At 41.7% G+C, this 16553-nt stretch carries 20 protein-coding genes; 10 read left to right on the top strand and 10 right to left on the bottom strand.

What is annotated here, in order from left to right; translation table 11 throughout:
* Positions 1 to 5: 5 nt before the first annotated feature.
* From ligD (L1611_RS05805) to L1611_RS05790, 4 genes are all read right to left on the bottom strand, one after another.
* Positions 6 to 926, bottom strand: a complete 921-nt coding sequence (gene ligD / locus L1611_RS05805) for a non-homologous end-joining DNA ligase (RefSeq protein ID WP_236312162.1) — start codon at positions 924 to 926, stop codon at positions 6 to 8.
* A complete protein-coding gene (gene ligD, locus L1611_RS05800; RefSeq protein ID WP_236312161.1) occupies positions 893 to 1852 on the bottom strand; it encodes a non-homologous end-joining DNA ligase in 960 nt (319 codons plus the stop codon). The genes ligD (L1611_RS05805) and ligD (L1611_RS05800) overlap by 34 nt, the downstream gene beginning before the upstream one ends.
* Positions 1852 to 2667: a non-homologous end joining protein Ku gene (gene ku / locus L1611_RS05795; RefSeq protein WP_236312160.1), complete on the bottom strand. Its 816-nt coding sequence runs from the start codon at positions 2665 to 2667 to the stop codon at positions 1852 to 1854. Before ku ends, ligD (L1611_RS05800) begins: the two co-directional genes overlap by 1 nt.
* 207 nt (positions 2668 to 2874) lie before the next feature.
* Positions 2875 to 3762 carry an SDR family oxidoreductase gene (locus tag L1611_RS05790; RefSeq protein WP_236312159.1) on the bottom strand — a complete coding sequence of 296 codons (888 nt, stop codon included), beginning with the start codon at positions 3760 to 3762 and terminating at the stop codon, positions 2875 to 2877.
* Between the two features lie 204 nt (positions 3763 to 3966).
* On the opposite strand from L1611_RS05790, the gene L1611_RS05785 reads away from it, so the two are divergent.
* From L1611_RS05785 to L1611_RS05775, 3 genes are all read left to right on the top strand, one after another.
* Positions 3967 to 5100, top strand: coding sequence for a histidine kinase N-terminal domain-containing protein (locus L1611_RS05785; RefSeq protein ID WP_236312158.1), 1134 nt, complete (start codon positions 3967 to 3969; stop codon positions 5098 to 5100).
* Between the two features lie 14 nt (positions 5101 to 5114).
* On the top strand, positions 5115 to 6383 hold the full coding sequence (locus tag L1611_RS05780; protein ID WP_236312157.1) for a carboxylate--amine ligase: 1269 nt from the start codon (positions 5115 to 5117) through the stop codon (positions 6381 to 6383).
* A 282-nt stretch (positions 6384 to 6665) separates the two neighbouring features.
* Positions 6666 to 7142 carry a sigma-70 family RNA polymerase sigma factor gene (locus tag L1611_RS05775; RefSeq protein WP_236312156.1) on the top strand — a complete coding sequence of 159 codons (477 nt, stop codon included), beginning with the start codon at positions 6666 to 6668 and terminating at the stop codon, positions 7140 to 7142.
* 44 nt (positions 7143 to 7186) lie between these two features.
* Here the strand turns inward: L1611_RS05775 and L1611_RS05770 are convergent, their stop codons facing one another.
* Both L1611_RS05770 and L1611_RS05765 read right to left on the bottom strand, forming a co-directional pair.
* Complete coding sequence (locus L1611_RS05770; protein ID WP_225067179.1) at positions 7187 to 7318, bottom strand: DUF3941 domain-containing protein; 132 nt, start codon at positions 7316 to 7318, stop codon at positions 7187 to 7189.
* 56 nt (positions 7319 to 7374) lie between these two features.
* Positions 7375 to 8244: a DegV family protein gene (locus tag L1611_RS05765; RefSeq protein WP_236312155.1), complete on the bottom strand. Its 870-nt coding sequence runs from the start codon at positions 8242 to 8244 to the stop codon at positions 7375 to 7377.
* A 163-nt stretch (positions 8245 to 8407) separates the two neighbouring features.
* Here L1611_RS05765 and L1611_RS05760 point away from each other — a divergent pair, with 163 nt between their 5' ends.
* On the top strand, positions 8408 to 9256 hold the full coding sequence (locus L1611_RS05760; RefSeq protein ID WP_407681707.1) for a YitT family protein: 849 nt from the start codon (positions 8408 to 8410) through the stop codon (positions 9254 to 9256).
* A gap of 278 nt (positions 9257 to 9534) precedes the next feature.
* Here L1611_RS05760 and L1611_RS05755 read toward each other — a convergent pair whose 3' ends face one another.
* The gene (locus L1611_RS05755) at positions 9535 to 9795 is read right to left on the bottom strand and encodes a NifU N-terminal domain-containing protein (protein ID WP_236312153.1); all 261 of its coding nucleotides are present in this window, start codon (positions 9793 to 9795) and stop codon (positions 9535 to 9537) included.
* Between the two features lie 53 nt (positions 9796 to 9848).
* Positions 9849 to 10301, bottom strand: a complete 453-nt coding sequence (locus tag L1611_RS05750; RefSeq protein ID WP_236312152.1) for a GNAT family N-acetyltransferase — start codon at positions 10299 to 10301, stop codon at positions 9849 to 9851.
* 263 nt (positions 10302 to 10564) lie between these two features.
* Here L1611_RS05750 and L1611_RS05745 point away from each other — a divergent pair, with 263 nt between their 5' ends.
* Together L1611_RS05745 and L1611_RS05740 are read left to right on the top strand one after the other, a co-directional pair.
* Positions 10565 to 11230, top strand: coding sequence for an adenine nucleotide alpha hydrolase (locus L1611_RS05745; RefSeq protein WP_236312151.1), 666 nt, complete (start codon positions 10565 to 10567; stop codon positions 11228 to 11230).
* A 24-nt stretch (positions 11231 to 11254) separates the two neighbouring features.
* On the top strand, positions 11255 to 11824 hold the full coding sequence (locus L1611_RS05740) for an SGNH/GDSL hydrolase family protein (protein ID WP_236312150.1): 570 nt from the start codon (positions 11255 to 11257) through the stop codon (positions 11822 to 11824).
* Positions 11825 to 12190: 366 nt separating this feature from the next.
* On the opposite strand, the gene L1611_RS05735 is transcribed toward L1611_RS05740, so the two are convergent.
* A complete protein-coding gene (locus tag L1611_RS05735) occupies positions 12191 to 12343 on the bottom strand; it encodes a competence protein (RefSeq protein WP_236312149.1) in 153 nt (50 codons plus the stop codon).
* A gap of 46 nt (positions 12344 to 12389) precedes the next feature.
* On the bottom strand, positions 12390 to 13211 hold the full coding sequence (locus L1611_RS05730) for a Cof-type HAD-IIB family hydrolase (protein WP_236312148.1): 822 nt from the start codon (positions 13209 to 13211) through the stop codon (positions 12390 to 12392).
* A gap of 188 nt (positions 13212 to 13399) precedes the next feature.
* Between L1611_RS05730 and L1611_RS05725 the strand changes: the two genes are divergently transcribed.
* From L1611_RS05725 to L1611_RS05710, 4 genes are all read left to right on the top strand, one after another.
* Positions 13400 to 14887, top strand: coding sequence for a Na+/H+ antiporter NhaC family protein (locus L1611_RS05725; RefSeq protein ID WP_236312147.1), 1488 nt, complete (start codon positions 13400 to 13402; stop codon positions 14885 to 14887).
* Between the two features lie 97 nt (positions 14888 to 14984).
* A complete protein-coding gene (locus L1611_RS05720) occupies positions 14985 to 15257 on the top strand; it encodes a hypothetical protein (protein WP_236312146.1) in 273 nt (90 codons plus the stop codon).
* Positions 15258 to 15393: 136 nt separating this feature from the next.
* A complete protein-coding gene (locus L1611_RS05715) occupies positions 15394 to 16161 on the top strand; it encodes an alpha/beta fold hydrolase (protein WP_236312145.1) in 768 nt (255 codons plus the stop codon).
* 158 nt (positions 16162 to 16319) lie between these two features.
* On the top strand, positions 16320 to 16538 hold the full coding sequence (locus L1611_RS05710; RefSeq protein WP_236312144.1) for a DUF1659 domain-containing protein: 219 nt from the start codon (positions 16320 to 16322) through the stop codon (positions 16536 to 16538).
* Positions 16539 to 16553: the final 15 nt, after the last annotated feature.

The raw sequence follows: 16553 nt of genomic DNA, 5'->3' as shown, positions 1-16553 counted from the left end.
GAGATTCAGTTTTTCTGATTCAATAACCCAGACAGGATCCTTCTGAATGGCTGTTTCTTCCTGACCGAATCCATTCTGGAAAACGGACATTCCTGACTCTTTACACGTTCCAAAACAGATTCCATCGTAAACTTATCAGGTACAAGCTGGTGACCGACTTCCTTCCATTCCAACGGGGTCGCAACCAATGCCTCATCATTTCCTCTTAACGAATAAGGAGCGATGATCGTCTTCCCTTCTGCATGTTGTAAAAAATCGATATAACATTTCGTCCCTCGTTTGTTTTTCATACGTTCGATCGTAAATGAATCAGGTGATTGATCGACGAGGTATTCAGCGATGAATTTGGTGAAGACTCTCGTATCATTGTATGTGAACTGATTTTCCTCCAGTGGAATATAAATTTGCAATCCTTTGTTTCCAGAGGTTTTTACAAATGAATGTACTTCAAGACGATCAAGTATGGTTTTGATTTCCAAGGCAGCTTTAACGGCCAATGGAAAATGTCCCCTTGACGGAGGATCAAGGTCGAATACGATCTCTGTGGGACAAACGGATGTCACTTTATTGAATGGAATATGGAACTCCAATGCCAGTTGGTTTCCCAGCCACACAAGCGTAGATAGATCGTTGCAAATAATATAGCGGATGTCATCATGCTGAATGGTTTCGACAAAAGACGGAGCATAGTCCGGGCAGTTCTTCTGATAAAAAAAGTCATCGAACATACCATGTGGATAACGTTTGACAGTTAGAAAGCGATTCTTCAAAAAAGGGAGCATCAACTTGTTGATTTCGATCAAATACTGGAGGTATGCTTGTTTATTAATGTCCATCTTCGGATAAAGGATCTTATCCAAGCTTGTGATCTGGATCGTGTTGCCTTCGATATTCAGTTGCCCATCTGTTTTTGAAGAGCCCGCCATGTGCAATCCTCCCAATGGATGTCGAGTCTGAATCGTATAAATCTAGGTTGTCTTAATTGATGTTCGTGTATTTCAAGGAAAGCCAGCTCAACACATATCCGTGGAGCTATTTCAATTAGAGAACCGGTTTTTTTGATCTGGTTGTTTTTGACGATTTGAATCAACGCTTCTCTTTCTTTACCTTCCAATCCATGCGAGACAACTCCGGTTGGCAGCAATTCAGTTCCATCTCTTACTGCTACATGGGCATATCCATTTTTCTCATCAAACCCTACAATGATGAAAAAGCCTCTGAATAGACTTTTCACCTTCAACCAATCTTTTGTTCTTTTTCCCTGTAGCCATAGGCTTCTATCCCTTTTTGCCACAACCCCTTCCCCGTGATGGTTTTTGACCTGTTGGAATAAGGAGTGTCCATCAGAGGTGAACGGAATCCATTGGATCCTATTTGCGGACTCCCTACATACTTGAGGAAAGCGGTGCCTATCCATCCATTCCTCAAGTTGCTTTTTTCGCCGTATATAGGGATCATCCACAAGGGACTTCCCGTTGTGAATCACTAGGTCGAAGATCAAAAGGGTAGCTGGGATTTTCGCCTGTTGCTGTAGGATTTTCGCTATGCTCTTCAATCGTCCACGTTGTTGGATGGCAGAGAAACTCGCTTTGTAATCAGATTCCAAAATACATAGTTCTCCATCCAATAATAACGGTAGGCTATCTTTGGCGTTTTCTCGGATCCGTTCAGCTTCGTTAATGATTTCCGGGAAGTTGGCGTCCAGCGATTTTAAATTCCTGCTATAAAAATCGACCCCGGTCTGGTCAATATGAAGGAGACTGCGGAAACCGTCATATTTGATTTCATAATACCAATCCTCTCCTTCAGGAAGGCGGGAGGAGAGGGTTGGCAGCATTGGTTTATAACGCATCATTCACTGCTCGCTTTTTTCTTGCGAGTCGTTTTCTTTTTCTTTTTCGGTTTTGTATCATCGATGCTTGCTTGCAGGGCGTCCATAAGATCAACAACATTCGCTTTCGGTCTTTCTTTAGAAACTTTGATTTGCTCGCCCTTGATCTTGCTCTCAATGGCACCCATCAGCTCTTCACGGTAATCATCATGGTATTTTTCTGGATTGAACTCAGCTGTCAATTGATCGATTAATTGAATCGCCATATCTAATTCTTTTTGGTTCAGATCAACATCCTCTGGTATTTCAGGTACTAAATCGATGCTTCGGACTTCATCTGGATAATAAATCGTTTCAAGGACCAATCCTTTGTCGTAGACCCTTACGACAGCTAAATGTTGTTTGGATCGGATCATCACTTTAGCGATAGCGATCTTCCCAGAGTCTTCCATCGCTTTTTTGAGTAAAGAATAAGGCTTTGATCCATTTTCACCTGGACCGATGAAATAAGATCGGTCGAAATAAATCGGATCCACCTCAGAAAGATGAACGAAGTCAACGATTTCAATAGACTTTGTCTGTTCTTTCATGAGGGCTTCCAATTCCTCTTTTTCAAGCTCGACAAATTTATTCGGTTCATACTCATAAGCTTTGATGATCTCGTTCTGCTCTAGTGATTTTTCGCAAACAGGACATATCTTATCATATTTGATCGGGTTATGGCACTCCTTATGGAGCTGTCTCATCTTGATATCTTTGTTTTCAGTTGCCGCAAAAAGCTTGATTGGTATGGTAACCAGGCCGAAGCTGATGGAACCTTTCCACATTGTGTGCATCGCAAGGCATTCCCTTCATCCTTTTATACATAATGTGGACGAAGAATGCCATAACCATAAATACCACTTTTTGACATATGCTCATTATTACTTCTTACGAGAGCAACTCCCTTTCTGCGGCGATCTGCTGTATTCCTTGCACATCTCCCAATGAGGGAGGCATTGTGGCTTGCTTTTCCTGCTGGTGTCTCCCGATTTCCGTTTCCATCATCCGTTTACAATGACACCTCCATTGACGTGGATCATTTGTCCCGAAATGTATGATGAGTCATCACTCGCAAGAAAGACGTAGCTTGGTGCGACCTCATCCGGTTGTCCGGGTCTCCCCATAGGTGTGTTTTTACCGAATTCACCTACATGTTCTGCATCAAATGTAGAAGGAATCAGTGGCGTCCATATTGGTCCTGGTGCGACTCCGTTTACCCGGATCCCTTTTGGGACAAGTGATTCTGATAAAGAACGTGTGAACGCGACAATTGCCCCCTTGGTAGCAGAGTAATCGATCAAATGATCGTTCCCTTTATAGGCAACGACAGAAGCGGTATTGATGATGGAGCTTCCTTCCTTCAAGTAAGGGAGAGCAGCGTTCACCATATAAAAACATGAGAAGATGTTCGTCCGGAAGGTGCGTTCGATCTGCTCCTGGGAAATTTCCTCAATGCCATTCCTTGGATGTTGTTCTGCCGCATTGTTGATCAATACATCAAGGGATCCAAATTCAGAAATCACTTTCGATACGGCTTCCTCACAAAAGGACTGATTGCCGATGTCCCCTGGAATAAGAAGACATTTTTGGCCTTCTTCCTCAACTTCCTTTTTTGTATCATTCGCATCTTCATGTTCATTTAGGTAAATGATCGCTACATTCGCGCCTTCCTTCGCAAAGAGAATTGCTGTGGATTTTCCAATCCCGCTGTCTCCGCCGGTGATAATGGCTGATTTACCTTTAAGCTTGCCGCTGCCTTTATAATAAAAATCTTCAGTTTGTGGAGTAGGGACCATTTCTTTTTCTGTTCCCGGTTGTTTATTCTGATGCTGAGGTGGTTGTCCTGTCGGTTTTTCCTGATGAGGGGAATGGTATTTAAAGTTATTCATGAATCAAAACTCCCTTCATTAAATGTATTTATGATAGAATCCTTTCTCTACTATTACCTCATCGAATAAAAGTTAATCATCTTTACTATAGGAAAATAACAATAACGATTTTTGGAAGGATATTCTAGTATGTGTTTCGGTTATTGGGCAAGGAAAGTCTGTTATAATGGCAGTAAGAGTGCAATCGAGGGAGATAATGAAAAAATGAAATTAAAGCACGAATTGAATGATGATGAAAGGGAAACGTTGATCGAATTATTCCATTCATACCATGATACGATTCTGTCTGAATGGTTGAAAGTCGCTTGTATTTCTGAGGACGATCCGTTTCGTCATGAAATAATGATCAACGGCGGGCACACAATCCGTCTGATCGTCGCCTATATTGAAGACCCGGAAACCCAGCTCGTGCAGCAATTGACAAAAAAGATTGCACACGAGCGCGTGAAAGCGAAAGTGGGGATCGGTGAATTCATCTCGAATATCAATCTAGGACGCTCTATCATCTATCGTGTACTTGAAATGACTGAAGCCCCTAAAGAAGCCCAATTGAAATACCTGTTAGTTGTGAATGATTTTTTTGATTTATATATGTACCATGCGTTAACAGAATATACGAGGGTCAAAGATTCGATCATCAAGAACAAAAGCAGATTCATCCAGGAAATGCACAGTGACCGTCTATCAATTCTTGGCCAAGTTGCTGCAAGCTTTGCCCATGAATTTCGCAACCCTTTGACTTCGATCAAAGGATTCATCCAGATGATCGAATCACAAACTAAAACGGAAGAAACCTCTGCTTATTTTGATATAATCAATCATGAAATGGAAAGCTTGCAGGAGAAAATAACTCAATTTCTTTATCTTTCTAAAATGAAAGGACTTGACGATCAATCTGAAACCTTTTCATTGGACCGTATTATCAAAGAAATGCTCGATTTCCTTTATCCTCGATTTTTAGACGAAAATATCAATGTCCATCATGATCCTTTTCCGCAAGTAAAGGTTTATGGAGTAGAAGGACAAATTAAACAGGTCCTCCTCAATATTCTTAATAATGCGGTTGAAGAGCTTTCCGAAGTGGAAGGCGATAGAAATGTATATGTCAGCTTAGTTGAAGAAGAGAGCACACAGTTGACCATTTCTAATAACGGCTCCATGATTCCCGAACATCTATTAGAAGATATTTTCGAACCATTTATATCGACAAAACAGCTTGGAACAGGATTAGGATTATCTGTATGTAAGCAAATAGTAGAGAAGCATAAAGGCACCATCAATGTCAGGTCATCAGAAACGGAAACATCCTTTTACCTTACGTTTCCAAAGGGTGATTGAGAAAGGAGAGCGCAATGGAGATCAACAAGACGATATACTACAACGCAATTGAATTGAAGCAAGCGATCGAGAGTAATGGATTGATAAAACAACAACGTCCGGTTTTAATCTGTAATGCCCACATTACTGGATTAGCTGTTGCAAGAGGATTAGGCCGGGAAGGTATCCCTGTCATCGCACTTGACAGGGAGGACCGAGGACTTGGCTTCGCTTCGAAATATGTCACTCTGCGTGGCGTCTGTCCGAATCCAGTGGTTGCCGAGAAAGCCTTTGTACAGTATCTGCTTGATATCGGACCTGCCTTTAAAGAGAAATGCATCCTGATCCCATCAATGGACGAGTGGGTACTCACTCTGGCGAAATATGAAGATGAGTTATCGGAGTTTTACATATGGCCTTTTTCAGACTTTAAAACAATAGAACAGATACTCGATAAATCCCAGTTATACGAACGCGCAGCGGAGTTGAACGTTCCAGTCCCGAAGTACGAGGTCATCAAAGAGTCAAACTGCAAAACGATCATTGAGGAGCTTTCTTTTCCGATGGTACTTAAACCGATCAATAAGCGTGCCTTTTATGATGAATTCCAGGAAGGATTATTTGTTGTAGAAAACCAAAGTGAATTCAATGAAAAGACTGATGCAGCCAAACAAGCGGGACTGGATTTGATTGCTCAGGAATTTGTGAATGTAAGCCGGGAAGGCTATGTGACTGTGGTTGCCTATATGGACGGAGATCAGACAGTCCGAGGAACAATAGCTGGGCAGAGGCTGGAAATCTATCCACCGAAGGCGGGGACTACTTGTCTTGTCGAGTCGATTGAAGCACCTGGATTGACCGAGCGGGCAGTAGCTGTGTTGAAGGCATTTTCGTATGAGGGGATTGCAGAGTGTGAGTTCATTTTTGATGAAGAAGATGGAGAATATAAACTATTAGATATCAATACGAGACCTTGGAAATGGATCGGCTTGCCAATCGCTTGTGGGGTCAATCTGCCTCACCTACTCTATTCTTATAACAATGGTGAACCATTTTCCAACCTTGAACCAGCAATCGGGAGGAAATGGGTCTATCTGAATGACTATCAAAAATTGAAAGCTTCTCATCAAGGGCTTTTTGAAGGGGATGTCCTTACAAAAGAAGAGTGGATGGAAATCATTCTTAAGCGCTATGACGACAGCCAATTGATCACAACAGCGGTAGAATCTCTGGACGATCCCGATCCAGCTTATCAACAAATACAAAATTCTTTTGCTAAACGATCCTATTACTGCCCCTGTTAAGCTGAAAACGAATGAACCTGTTTATAATATGTACAATTAGAGGCCAGTCGTCCCGCTGGTTTCTTTTTTATGGTTTAAAGCAAACAAAAGGCTCAGCAGAATCATGATTACCCACTTTTAAGAGCTTTGAAAAAAGGGATTTGCAAGTTACACTCAATAATACCGGCAGCCTGGCCACTAATGAATCTATATTATGGAGTATGCAGTAGCCCACCTGTTTCCAGTAAGATCGAATTACCGCGGAATTACTCAGGAAGCATGCTTTCAAGATTGGAGTTCATCTTGAAAGAACCGTTTGAAAAAGTACTCAACAATTTCGATCCCCTGATCAAATCCATGATAAGGAGATATTCTAAGCAAAAAGACTTCGATGAAATGTATCAGGTTGGACGGATTGCGCTTTGGGAAGCCTATGAACGATTCGATATTGATAAGGGACATTTTCCGGCATATGCAAGCCGATATATTTCTGGGAGATTCCTGCAAATATTGAACAAGAAGGGATTAGAAGTTGTCGATGTAGAGGACAGCTTCCTGGAAGAGCAGAATTCTTTCATCGTGCCTTTCCTCGACGATCTTATCATTAAAGATTATGTTCAAAATCTTTCTGATCGGGAACGACTATATGTAAATGCAATAATTTTACAGCAGGAAAGTATGAAAAACTTGGCGGAAAGGGAAGGGGTTTCTTATGAGACGGTCCGTTCCTGGAGAAAATGTACGCTAAGCAAATTGAGAACAATTCATAAAGGAAGGTAGCTGGAAAAAGAGGCTGGCCATCACAGGCAGCCTCCTAATAATCCTTATAAATGATCCGTTTTCTTAGAATATTGTCGGGTTCCTTTACTGATATTCGCTTGTTCCATTTTATTCTTCAGCTCTTGATGTGCTTGATTGTCACGCTTTTTCTTATCGTTGTCTTTTGTATTGGACATGGTGATCCCTCCTTGTGGCCATCCTCACACATTAGGCTTGACGTTTACCTGAGGATTTATTCGAGACCAGGGGACCCATTCAAGAAGAAGACAGCCAGCGTACCAGGACCAGCGTGAGCCCCGATGGCGCAACCGATCGTATTGACCATCACGTTTTTAACCTTGAATGTATTTTCAATCATGTCTTTGAGTTCGTTTGCCCGTGTCAGATCATCAGCATGAGAGATGGCGACTGTTTGATTTTCAAGATCATTGCTGTTCTCTTCAATCAACTCGATGAGTCTAGAGAGCACTTTCTTGCTTCCTCTTACTTTTTCAAGAGGGAAAAGCTTCCCATCTTCCATATGAAGGATCGGTTTTATTTTAAGTAAACCACCGACGAATCCAGCTGTTTTCGATACACGGCCACCACGTACCAGATACTCTAGATCATCTACAGTGAAGATGTGTTTAATTTTGTCGATTAGGGTATGTGTGTAAGTAGCGAGAGCATCCATATCATCAGAGCCGTCATTAATCGCCCGTGCTACATAATAAGCAACTAAACCGTAACCGAGCGAAGCACTTTTCGAGTCGATGATTGTCATGTTTGTTTTTACGCCATCATCGTGCAATTGATCCCTGACGAGGCAGGCTGTTTGATATGTACCGGATAATTCAGATGACAATGTAATATAGATTGCTGGTTGTCCGCTTTCAGCAACCTTTTCAAATAGGGCCTTCATACGGTCGGGAGGGACTTGAGAGGTCTTTGGAGCTGCTCCGTCTCTCATCAAAGTGTAAAGCCTCGTTGGTTGAATGGATTCCTTGTCATAATATTCTTCATCATTCACATGGACGACTAAAGGTAGAACCTCGATCCTCTGCTCATCAATCACATGCTGGGGAAGGTCGCAACCAGTATCGACAATCAATTGAATAGCCATTATTACACCTCACATGTTCATTGCATTTACGACTTTTCTCTAAGTGTAGCCTTGGCAAGTGTAAAAAGCAATGATATGTTGATTTTTGTTGGGAAAAATCCATTGACAAATCGAAACAACATCTGTTAAAAATAGTACGTTCTACTAGGAGATGAAAGAAGGGATGCACATGTCGTTCGTTACTGAACTCAAAAAAATCTTATTCATTTTGATAGGTGCCGTACTCGGTGCAATATCACTTAATTACTTCTTGATCCCAGCAAACGTCTATGCCAGCGGATTCACGGGGATTGCCCAATTACTCGCTGGTGTTTTGCGCAATACACCTGTTCCGGCATCAACTGGTATCTTATTATTCATCTTGAATATTCCTGTAGCGATTCTAGGTTGGATGAAGGTTGGTAAATCTTTCACTTTCTACAGTATCGTCAGCGTTGCTGCTACAACTTTCTCCCTTGAAATCATACCTATAAAAGTCATTTCAGAGGACATACTGTTGAACGCTGTTTTTGGCGGTGTTATCGCTGCAGTCGGGATTGGTTTCACCTTAAAATGGGGTGCCTCAACAGGGGGGATGGATATTATAGCGATGGTCCTTTCCCGTATGAAAGACCGGCCAATCGGCAGCTATTTCTTTACTCTAAATGCAGCGATCATCTTAACAGCTGGGTTATTATACGGATGGGAAAAAGCCTTATATACACTCGTGACTCTCTATGTAACCTCACGTGTCATCGATGTCATCCATACCCGTCATGAAAAACTGACTGCAATGATCATTACGAAGAAGGGGAAGGAAATCCAGCAAGCGGTCCATCAAAAAATGGTTCGCGGCATTACCAAAATTCCTGCAAAAGGTGGGTTTACGGATGAGGATAAAGAGCTTCTGATCATCGTCGTAACCCGTTATGAATTGTATGATCTGGAACAAGCCATAAAGGAAGTCGATCCACATGCATTCACGAACATCGTCAATACGACAGGGATCTTCGGATTCTTCCGGCAGGATTAATCTTTTGAAAAGGAAAACCCACGGACAAAAGTTCCATGGGTTTTCTTTTTTTTTGAAAGATTAGAAAGGATAAATATTTTGTTTTCGAAGATGGAATGTTTAGATCCAACCCCCAACCACTCGGATCACTTCACCCTCCTGCGGCGGCAACAGCTTCCTCGTCGGACTGTCCAGTGACCTTCGTGGCTGATCAGGGCGTTTACGCTTTTCTTAAAAGTATTTTAGCCAGATAAGGTCTATGGTGTCCGCTGAATGTGGTCGTATAGACCTTGGATGTTTCAATATGAATTTTGGAATACTTCTTGTACTTTAGGTACGATCAGATCCCAATCACCGTCAGGCGTTTTGTTCACTGTAATGAAATCTTGGAACCCGAAGATCGATTCCACGCCTTCGATATCGAGTAGTGCCGAAGCAACTTTATCTTCAGGAGCATCACCTTGCCGGTAAGAAAGTCTCCCGTCAAATAAAGGTTGATTTGCTGAAAATTTAAGTGCATTCGGGTTTGGTGTTGGGTCGATTGTAAATTCAATTGCCATTGTGTCATTGCTCCCTTCATACATTAATTCGATTGTAGCAAAATTGATGGATTTTAAAAAGAAAAGCCATAACGTTTTGATACAACCTCATAAAAACCAAGAGAATGGTAAATGTGCTTGGTGACAGCGTTATTGATCCCTGTTTCAAGCTCGATCGACTTAATCCCGTTTCTTTCAGCCCAATAGATCACATGAAGCAATAATTTGCGGGCGATCCCTTTGTTCCGTTGGTCCTCTTGAACATAAAGCTCATTCAGCCACATGTAATGCCCTCCACGAGCTAAGCTGATTCCGATGTTAAAAAAGGCGACTCCGACAATCTCTTCTTCAATTTCTGCGACTACGATATAAGCAGTGTCTTTGCTTTCAAGTGCAAGGTGGATCCCCGTCAATATTTGATCGTACGTTCCGGATTTTTCGTGACTGGTTCGTTGCTGCGTTAATAGGTTTGCAATACTTTGTCTTGTAGCATGGGAAATTTCTCGATCTACTTCATAAATTTTCATGGTGTAACCCTCCTATGACCCACTTTCCTAATTCAATGTCAACTGCTGAATTCCTGCAAAAAGCTTCATTAAATATAATTTTTACTTTTCTCTTAAAAAAGGAAACCTTTTCGTTTGAACCATCGTCTATATAGAAGGGTACATGAAAAAGTCATGTACGGAAAGTGGGAAATTCGTTCGAACATATATGTGAAAGAATGTTTGTCTGCTCATGGAGAAGTTTTTCTCTTTACAATAAACCGGGATGAAAAAGGGGGGATGGAATGGTTAACCGAGCAGTTCTTTTCTGGAGCGGTGGCAAGGATTGTATGATGGCGCTCGATAGGATACATGAAACAAATCACGCCAATGTCGCTTACCTTTTGACGACTTATGATCAGACGACAAACAGAGTCCCTTTTCATGGGATACATATAGATTTGATAAAAGCTCAAGCAAAATCTCTTCGAATTCCGCTATTGCCGGTTCCCTTACCACATAGACCTTCAAACATAGAATATCAGGATATAATACATAAGGAATTTGCTTCACTAATTGATCAGGGATTCAATTCAGTCGTTTTCGGGGACATTTTTCTCGAAGATCTACGTGCCTATCGAGAATCGCTTTTAAATAATATGCCCCTGGAAGCTTCCTTTCCATTATGGGGGAGATCAACCCGTGAATTGACTGCAAAATTTCTGTCACGTGGTTACAAAGCTGTCATCTGTGGGATAGATATAAAGAAGGTGCATGAAATTTTTCTTGGTAATGATTTTGATGAAGACTTTCTTTTGTATCTTCCAAGTTCCGTCGATCCTTGTGGCGAACATGGGGAATTCCATACATTCACTTACGGTGGTCCACTATTCAATAAGACGATCCATTTTGAAGCAAATCTAAAACCTCACAGTTTGCTTGGAAAGTATAAGTACATTGACTTAGATTAAACTACGTTGAAGGAGGGGACTAATTTGCCGACATTAGTATGTTTTGGAGACAGCCATACTGCTATGGAAGAAAGTTTAGACGGTTTTGAAAAGTTGACGCCTCGGTTGAGGAATAACCTTAAGGATTGGACAATCGTCAATTCTGGCATTTCGGGTGAAACGACAAGGGCAGCACTTGCACGTCTGCAAGATGATGTATTACGGCATTCACCAGACCTTGTGACAATCTTGTTCGGCTCAAACGATGCGAGTGAACATAGGCGGATCAACATGCAAGAATTTAAACGGAATCTGGAAATCATGATCGACCGGATAACAGCAGAAAAGACGATCATCATCAGCCCACCGCCGATCATCGATTCTCATCAAAAGAAACGAAGCAATAAAGAACTTGAAAAGTATGCAGAAGCTGTGAAAAAAATTGCATCTAAACGTGGGTGTCACTTCATTGACCTATGGACTTATTTTACTAAAAATAACTTGTACGAAAAAATGCTTACGCAAGATGGATTACATTTCAATGAAAGAGCGTACTTATTCCTATCTGAACTAATTTTAGATGAAGTCAAGAGCATTTATGTGAAAGCTGTATGAAAGGTTAGAAAGGGCTGACAGGACCAACGCCGATTTTGGTGGTTCTGACAGTCCTTTTTCAAAAGATAAGAAAGTATAAAATTTTTTTCAATAAAGAAATGTCTAGCTCCACCGCCTAACCACTTGGATCACTTCAGACCTCCTGCGGTGTTTGACACATTGATTTAGGTCGAAGTGTTTACTCCCATAGAACCGAACTTTGATTGGTTCGGGCCTTCTCGTTGACCTTAGTGGCTGATCAGGGCGCTTGCGCTTTCTTAATTGGTGATTTTTGAGAAATTCATTAATTTAACAAGCCTTTTATTAGAATGAAAATGACCACAAAAGGCATTCAATGCCCTCTGGGTCATCTAAAATCACGTTTGATTATACTCCACCTCTTGTTTGAAGTTCAGATCTTTCCTTTTGCCGATTTCGATCAGCTTCAGACATGGTCGTCCTGGTTTCATACGCCTCATTTTCTTGAACGCGTTCTGCACCCTGTTCAACCGCACGCTTTGATTGGTTTTTCTTGCTCATAATTTGTAAACCCCCTTCATGATTTAGTATCCCGCAAAAGGAGGTACTATACACTTTCCTTTAAAGCTAATAAATCTTCTAGGAAGTAAGCGATTCCGTCATCTTCATTCGATTTTGTGATTCCATTGGCAATATTTTTAAGTTCAGGAATTGCATTACCCATTGCAATCCCATGCCCTGCGTATTCGATCATCTCCAAATCGTTATCTTCATCCCCGAAAGCGATAACCCTTTCTTGTGGAATGTTCAATGATTCAGCTACTCGTTTCAAACCGACTGCTTTGTTCAAACCAGCTTTTACGACTTCGATGATGTTCCATGGGGCGCCCCATACTCTATGATCGATGACTTCAGCATGTTTAGCCTTGAGCAGCTCCCTCAATTCTTTTACATGGTGGTCATTTGGACGAACCAATATGGAAGTCGGGTTATGTGGCAATACTTGTATCAGATTGCCTATATTGAGGTTTGTTTTGTCGATTAAAAATGAATTGATGATAAATTCATCTTCGTAATGCAAATAGACGTCATCAAGTACTTCAGCAATCACATTTTTCACTTCGAATTCCAAACAGGTTTCAATGATGCTTTGTGCCACATCCATGTCCATCGGTGAATGAAAGCGACCCCAACCAGGATTTTTAGGGTGATGGATGAAGGCGCCATTGAAGTTAATAATAGGAGTAGTTAGATCAAGTTCATGATAGAATTGTTCACTGCCACGGTAAGGCCTTCCGGTTGAGATCACGACATGATGGCCATGTTCCATTGCTCGTTTCAAAACTTTTTTTGTTTGTATGGAAACGGTTTTATCATCTTTCAATAATGTGCCGTCGAGATCAACGGCTATCAAATATGGTTGTGACATCCCTGGTCCTCCTCAAAAATATTGAAGCTGCATCGTTCAGAAGGCGACTTCGCTTTGGTATAGCATGTGTATCATTTTACCTAGGCGATTTGAAAAAGTCCAATAATTGTAAGTTTCCCGAACCCTGTCGAACAAAAAGAAAATATGTTATTATAGTTAGCATGTTTTTATGAAATGGAGGAAGGTTTATGGGAAATGAACATCATACGAGCGAAGTGAAAGAGGCGATCGGCAAGAAAAAGATTGAACGCCTTGAATTTCGTGGGGGAGTCTTTGCAGCAACTATTCCTCTCATCTTTTTCATCGTATGGGCTATAACCTTAAGTGTCCTTGAATTAGTAACAGAAGAAGCGCTTGTTCTTGGTATGGTCCTAGGAATATTGATCGGTTTATTTTTTTGTAAATCCAAATGGGCTGATTATGCACAAACTCTGTTTTCAGGGATGGCTCAACCGATAGGGGTCATCGCGGTCATCGCGTGGTTTTGGGCAGGGATGTTTGCAAAACTGCTTTCTGCAGGAGGTTTGGTAGACGGACTAATCTGGTTCGGGTTCCAAACTGGTCTTGAAGGAGGCTTTTTTGTCGGGCTCACTTTTTTACTGGCAGCACTATTTTCAACTGCAGTCGGTACAGGTTACGGAACTGTTGCCACCTTTGGAATCCTCATGTATCCAGCTGGCCTTGTCCTAGGAGCGGATCCTGTTGTGTTATTAGCAGCAATTTTAAGTGGTGCTGTTTTTGGTGATAACCTGGCGCCTGTATCAGATACCACAATTGTATCGGCGACTACTCAAGAAGCGGATGTTCCAGGGGTCGTTCGCTCCAGGTTCAAGTATTCGATTGTTGCTGCAATTCCGTCATTGATTTTATTCATCATTTTCGGAGGAGGAGGGAGCATTGAGAATACAAATGCGCTTGCTCAGCTTGAGCAGCAGGTAGATCCAGCAGGCTTATGGTTACTGCTGCCATTCATCCTCGTCCTATACTTGGCGTTGAGCGGACATCACTTACTTACTTCCTTGACATGGGGAATTGTTTCATCCATAGCAGTTATTTTCCTGACTGGAACGCCATTAAGTGAAGTCATCTCGATTCATAAAGAAAACGGGACCCCGGTAGTAGAAGGCGCATTGATGAGTGGAATCGGTGGTTACTTCAACATGGCAATCTTGATCTTATTCATTCTATCCGCAGCACATTTACTTGAAGTAGCAGGTACGATGGAAGCGATTCGAAACTTCTTCATGAAACTCATCAATAATGTTGTTCGCAGGGCGGAATTATCCATTTTTGCGATTGTTGCGGCATTAAATGTCTTCATCACGATCAATACAGCAGCTGAGATTGCTGCAGCACCATTTGTTCGTAAGCTTGGTAAAGAATTCAATATCCATCCGTACCGACGAGCTAATTTTCTTGATACCGTGTCTTCATCATTGGGATATATTTTCCCATGGAGTGGCGGTGTATTACTTGCATGGGCGACGATTAAAGGAGCAGCAAAGGATTATGACTTCCTGACGATCGTAGAGCCGACAGATGTATTCCCGTACGTCTTTCAAGGCTGGGGATTGTTGATCGTCATGTTCATAGCAGCATTTACAGGATGGGGTCTCCGATATACAGGTAAAAGCGGGGAAGAAATCCATCCGAAGAATTACCAAAATGAACAATAAGCGTGATAAGAACATTGAAATAGGAAGAACCTGGGTGTTTATTGTCTTATAGAAAGGGTAACTAAGGAATAAGACTACCTGAGGAGGTTTTACTAGAATGAAATTCAAACCGAAAACAGCTATCATGTCAGGGGTTGCAGCAAGTGTAGCAGGAGCGGCTACTTTCTATCTGAAAGATCGTTCAAACCGAATCAAGGTAAAAGAGACCCTGACAGACTTTTCTACGAAAGTGAAAGACCGTACAACTAAGTTCAGGAATTCAAATGTACCTATCGAAAAGGCTGGAGAACCAAAAGATATGGAAGACAGCAAGATGGTTTCTGAAGGGGCCCAAACAAGTGTAGACTATTACAACAAAACTCAACAGTAGACTTATTTTGAAAGGCATCCACCGATTGTGGGTGCTTTTCCTGTGTTCCTTTCCTATTAACCCCAGGTTGCCTCATTTTATTTCCCTATTACCAATCTGGTAAAATAAAGATATCAATCGTTTGAGCAGGTGAACCATGATCAATATCCGTACAGAATACATTCAAGACATCCCCATATTGAATGCTGCAAAAGAAGAAGCTTTTTCAGAACAACTGCCGACACTTATATTTCTTCATGGCTTTACGAGTTCGAAGGAACAGAACCTTTCCTATGCATATCTGCTTGCCAAGAATGGGTTTCGTGTAATATTGCCAGACTTTCCACTGCATGGGGAGCGTGCAGCTCCCTTATCTTCAGAAGAAAGACAATGGAAATTCTGGGATATCGTCATACAGGGGATAAGAGAGCTGAATGGGATCACTGATCATTACGTGAAAAACGGTAAGACAGATCCTGGACGAATCGGAGTAGCAGGTACATCGATGGGAAGCATCACGATGTTCGGAGCACTTACACAGTATGACTGGATCAAAACCGCTGTTTCACTCATGGGGACACCATGCTATGAGGAATTTGCAAACGTGATGGTGCAATCCATCCAGAAGAATAGTGGGAAGCTCCCATTATCCGTGTCAGAACTAGAAGCCAAAATAAGAAGTTTGAAGCCGTATGATTTATCTTTAAACCCTAAATCAATAGGTGATCGATCCTTGTTGATCTGGCATGGTAAAGCCGATAATGTCGTTCCTTACCAACTGACGAAAAGATTTTATGAAGATATTACGGAATCTGGAATGTTTAAAGAAAATCAAATCCATATGGTGACTGACGCTGCCTCTGGCCACAAGGTGACGCGTGATGCCTGTCATCAAGCCGTACAATGGGTGATAGAAAGATTGTAATATAGATCATGAAGAAGACTTTCTCTTGTAGAGGTCTTCTTTTATTTTTCACGTCCATTATTATTCAGGGGTCTGGTAGTGCTCGGAAAAAAATATAAAATCCACCTCCCCCTTTCCTCCTCCGAGTTTGTATTTATAGAGTGAAAGGGGGTGGGAAAATGGCAACAGCAATTCTTAACGACACAAGGTTGACGATCACCTTTGATGCTGGGGTGGACATTGAAGGAAAGCCGGTTTACAAACGGAAGAGTTTCACAAACGTAAAAAGCAGTGCGACACACGACCAGCTTTTCGCCATTGTCGAGGCACTGGCACCGCTACAACAGTTTCCAATCAATGATGTCGAACGTACCAACTCATTTGACCTTAGTGCGTAACTCATCCGACTAATC

Origin of the sequence: Pseudalkalibacillus salsuginis (assembly GCF_021646685.1) — a bacterium.
Taxonomy (GTDB): domain Bacteria; phylum Bacillota; class Bacilli; order Bacillales; family Fictibacillaceae; genus Pseudalkalibacillus; species Pseudalkalibacillus salsuginis.
The sequence above is the reverse complement of the archived record's forward strand: the minus strand, read 5'-3'. Positions and strand labels throughout refer to the sequence as shown.

What these genes read in the sequence shown, in the direction of transcription:
- ligD (WP_236312162.1), bottom strand. Translation starts at nt 926, where the DNA reads ATGGCGGGCTCTTCAAAAACAGATGGGCAACTGAATATCGAAGGCAAC.
- ligD (WP_236312161.1), bottom strand. Translation starts at nt 1,852, where the DNA reads ATGCGTTATAAACCAATGCTGCCAACCCTCTCCTCCCGCCTTCCTGAA.
- ku (WP_236312160.1), bottom strand. Translation starts at nt 2,667, where the DNA reads ATGCACACAATGTGGAAAGGTTCCATCAGCTTCGGCCTGGTTACCATA.
- L1611_RS05790 (WP_236312159.1), bottom strand. Translation starts at nt 3,762, where the DNA reads ATGAATAACTTTAAATACCATTCCCCTCATCAGGAAAAACCGACAGGA.
- L1611_RS05785 (WP_236312158.1), top strand. Translation starts at nt 3,967, where the DNA reads ATGAAATTAAAGCACGAATTGAATGATGATGAAAGGGAAACGTTGATC.
- L1611_RS05780 (WP_236312157.1), top strand. Translation starts at nt 5,115, where the DNA reads ATGGAGATCAACAAGACGATATACTACAACGCAATTGAATTGAAGCAA.
- L1611_RS05770 (WP_225067179.1), bottom strand. Translation starts at nt 7,318, where the DNA reads ATGTCCAATACAAAAGACAACGATAAGAAAAAGCGTGACAATCAAGCA.
- L1611_RS05765 (WP_236312155.1), bottom strand. Translation starts at nt 8,244, where the DNA reads ATGGCTATTCAATTGATTGTCGATACTGGTTGCGACCTTCCCCAGCAT.
- L1611_RS05760 (WP_407681707.1), top strand. Translation starts at nt 8,408, where the DNA reads ATGCACATGTCGTTCGTTACTGAACTCAAAAAAATCTTATTCATTTTG.
- L1611_RS05755 (WP_236312153.1), bottom strand. Translation starts at nt 9,795, where the DNA reads ATGGCAATTGAATTTACAATCGACCCAACACCAAACCCGAATGCACTT.
- L1611_RS05750 (WP_236312152.1), bottom strand. Translation starts at nt 10,301, where the DNA reads ATGAAAATTTATGAAGTAGATCGAGAAATTTCCCATGCTACAAGACAA.
- L1611_RS05745 (WP_236312151.1), top strand. Translation starts at nt 10,565, where the DNA reads ATGGTTAACCGAGCAGTTCTTTTCTGGAGCGGTGGCAAGGATTGTATG.
- L1611_RS05735 (WP_236312149.1), bottom strand. Translation starts at nt 12,343, where the DNA reads ATGAGCAAGAAAAACCAATCAAAGCGTGCGGTTGAACAGGGTGCAGAA.
- L1611_RS05730 (WP_236312148.1), bottom strand. Translation starts at nt 13,211, where the DNA reads ATGTCACAACCATATTTGATAGCCGTTGATCTCGACGGCACATTATTG.
- L1611_RS05725 (WP_236312147.1), top strand. Translation starts at nt 13,400, where the DNA reads ATGGGAAATGAACATCATACGAGCGAAGTGAAAGAGGCGATCGGCAAG.
- L1611_RS05720 (WP_236312146.1), top strand. Translation starts at nt 14,985, where the DNA reads ATGAAATTCAAACCGAAAACAGCTATCATGTCAGGGGTTGCAGCAAGT.
- L1611_RS05715 (WP_236312145.1), top strand. Translation starts at nt 15,394, where the DNA reads ATGATCAATATCCGTACAGAATACATTCAAGACATCCCCATATTGAAT.
- L1611_RS05710 (WP_236312144.1), top strand. Translation starts at nt 16,320, where the DNA reads ATGGCAACAGCAATTCTTAACGACACAAGGTTGACGATCACCTTTGAT.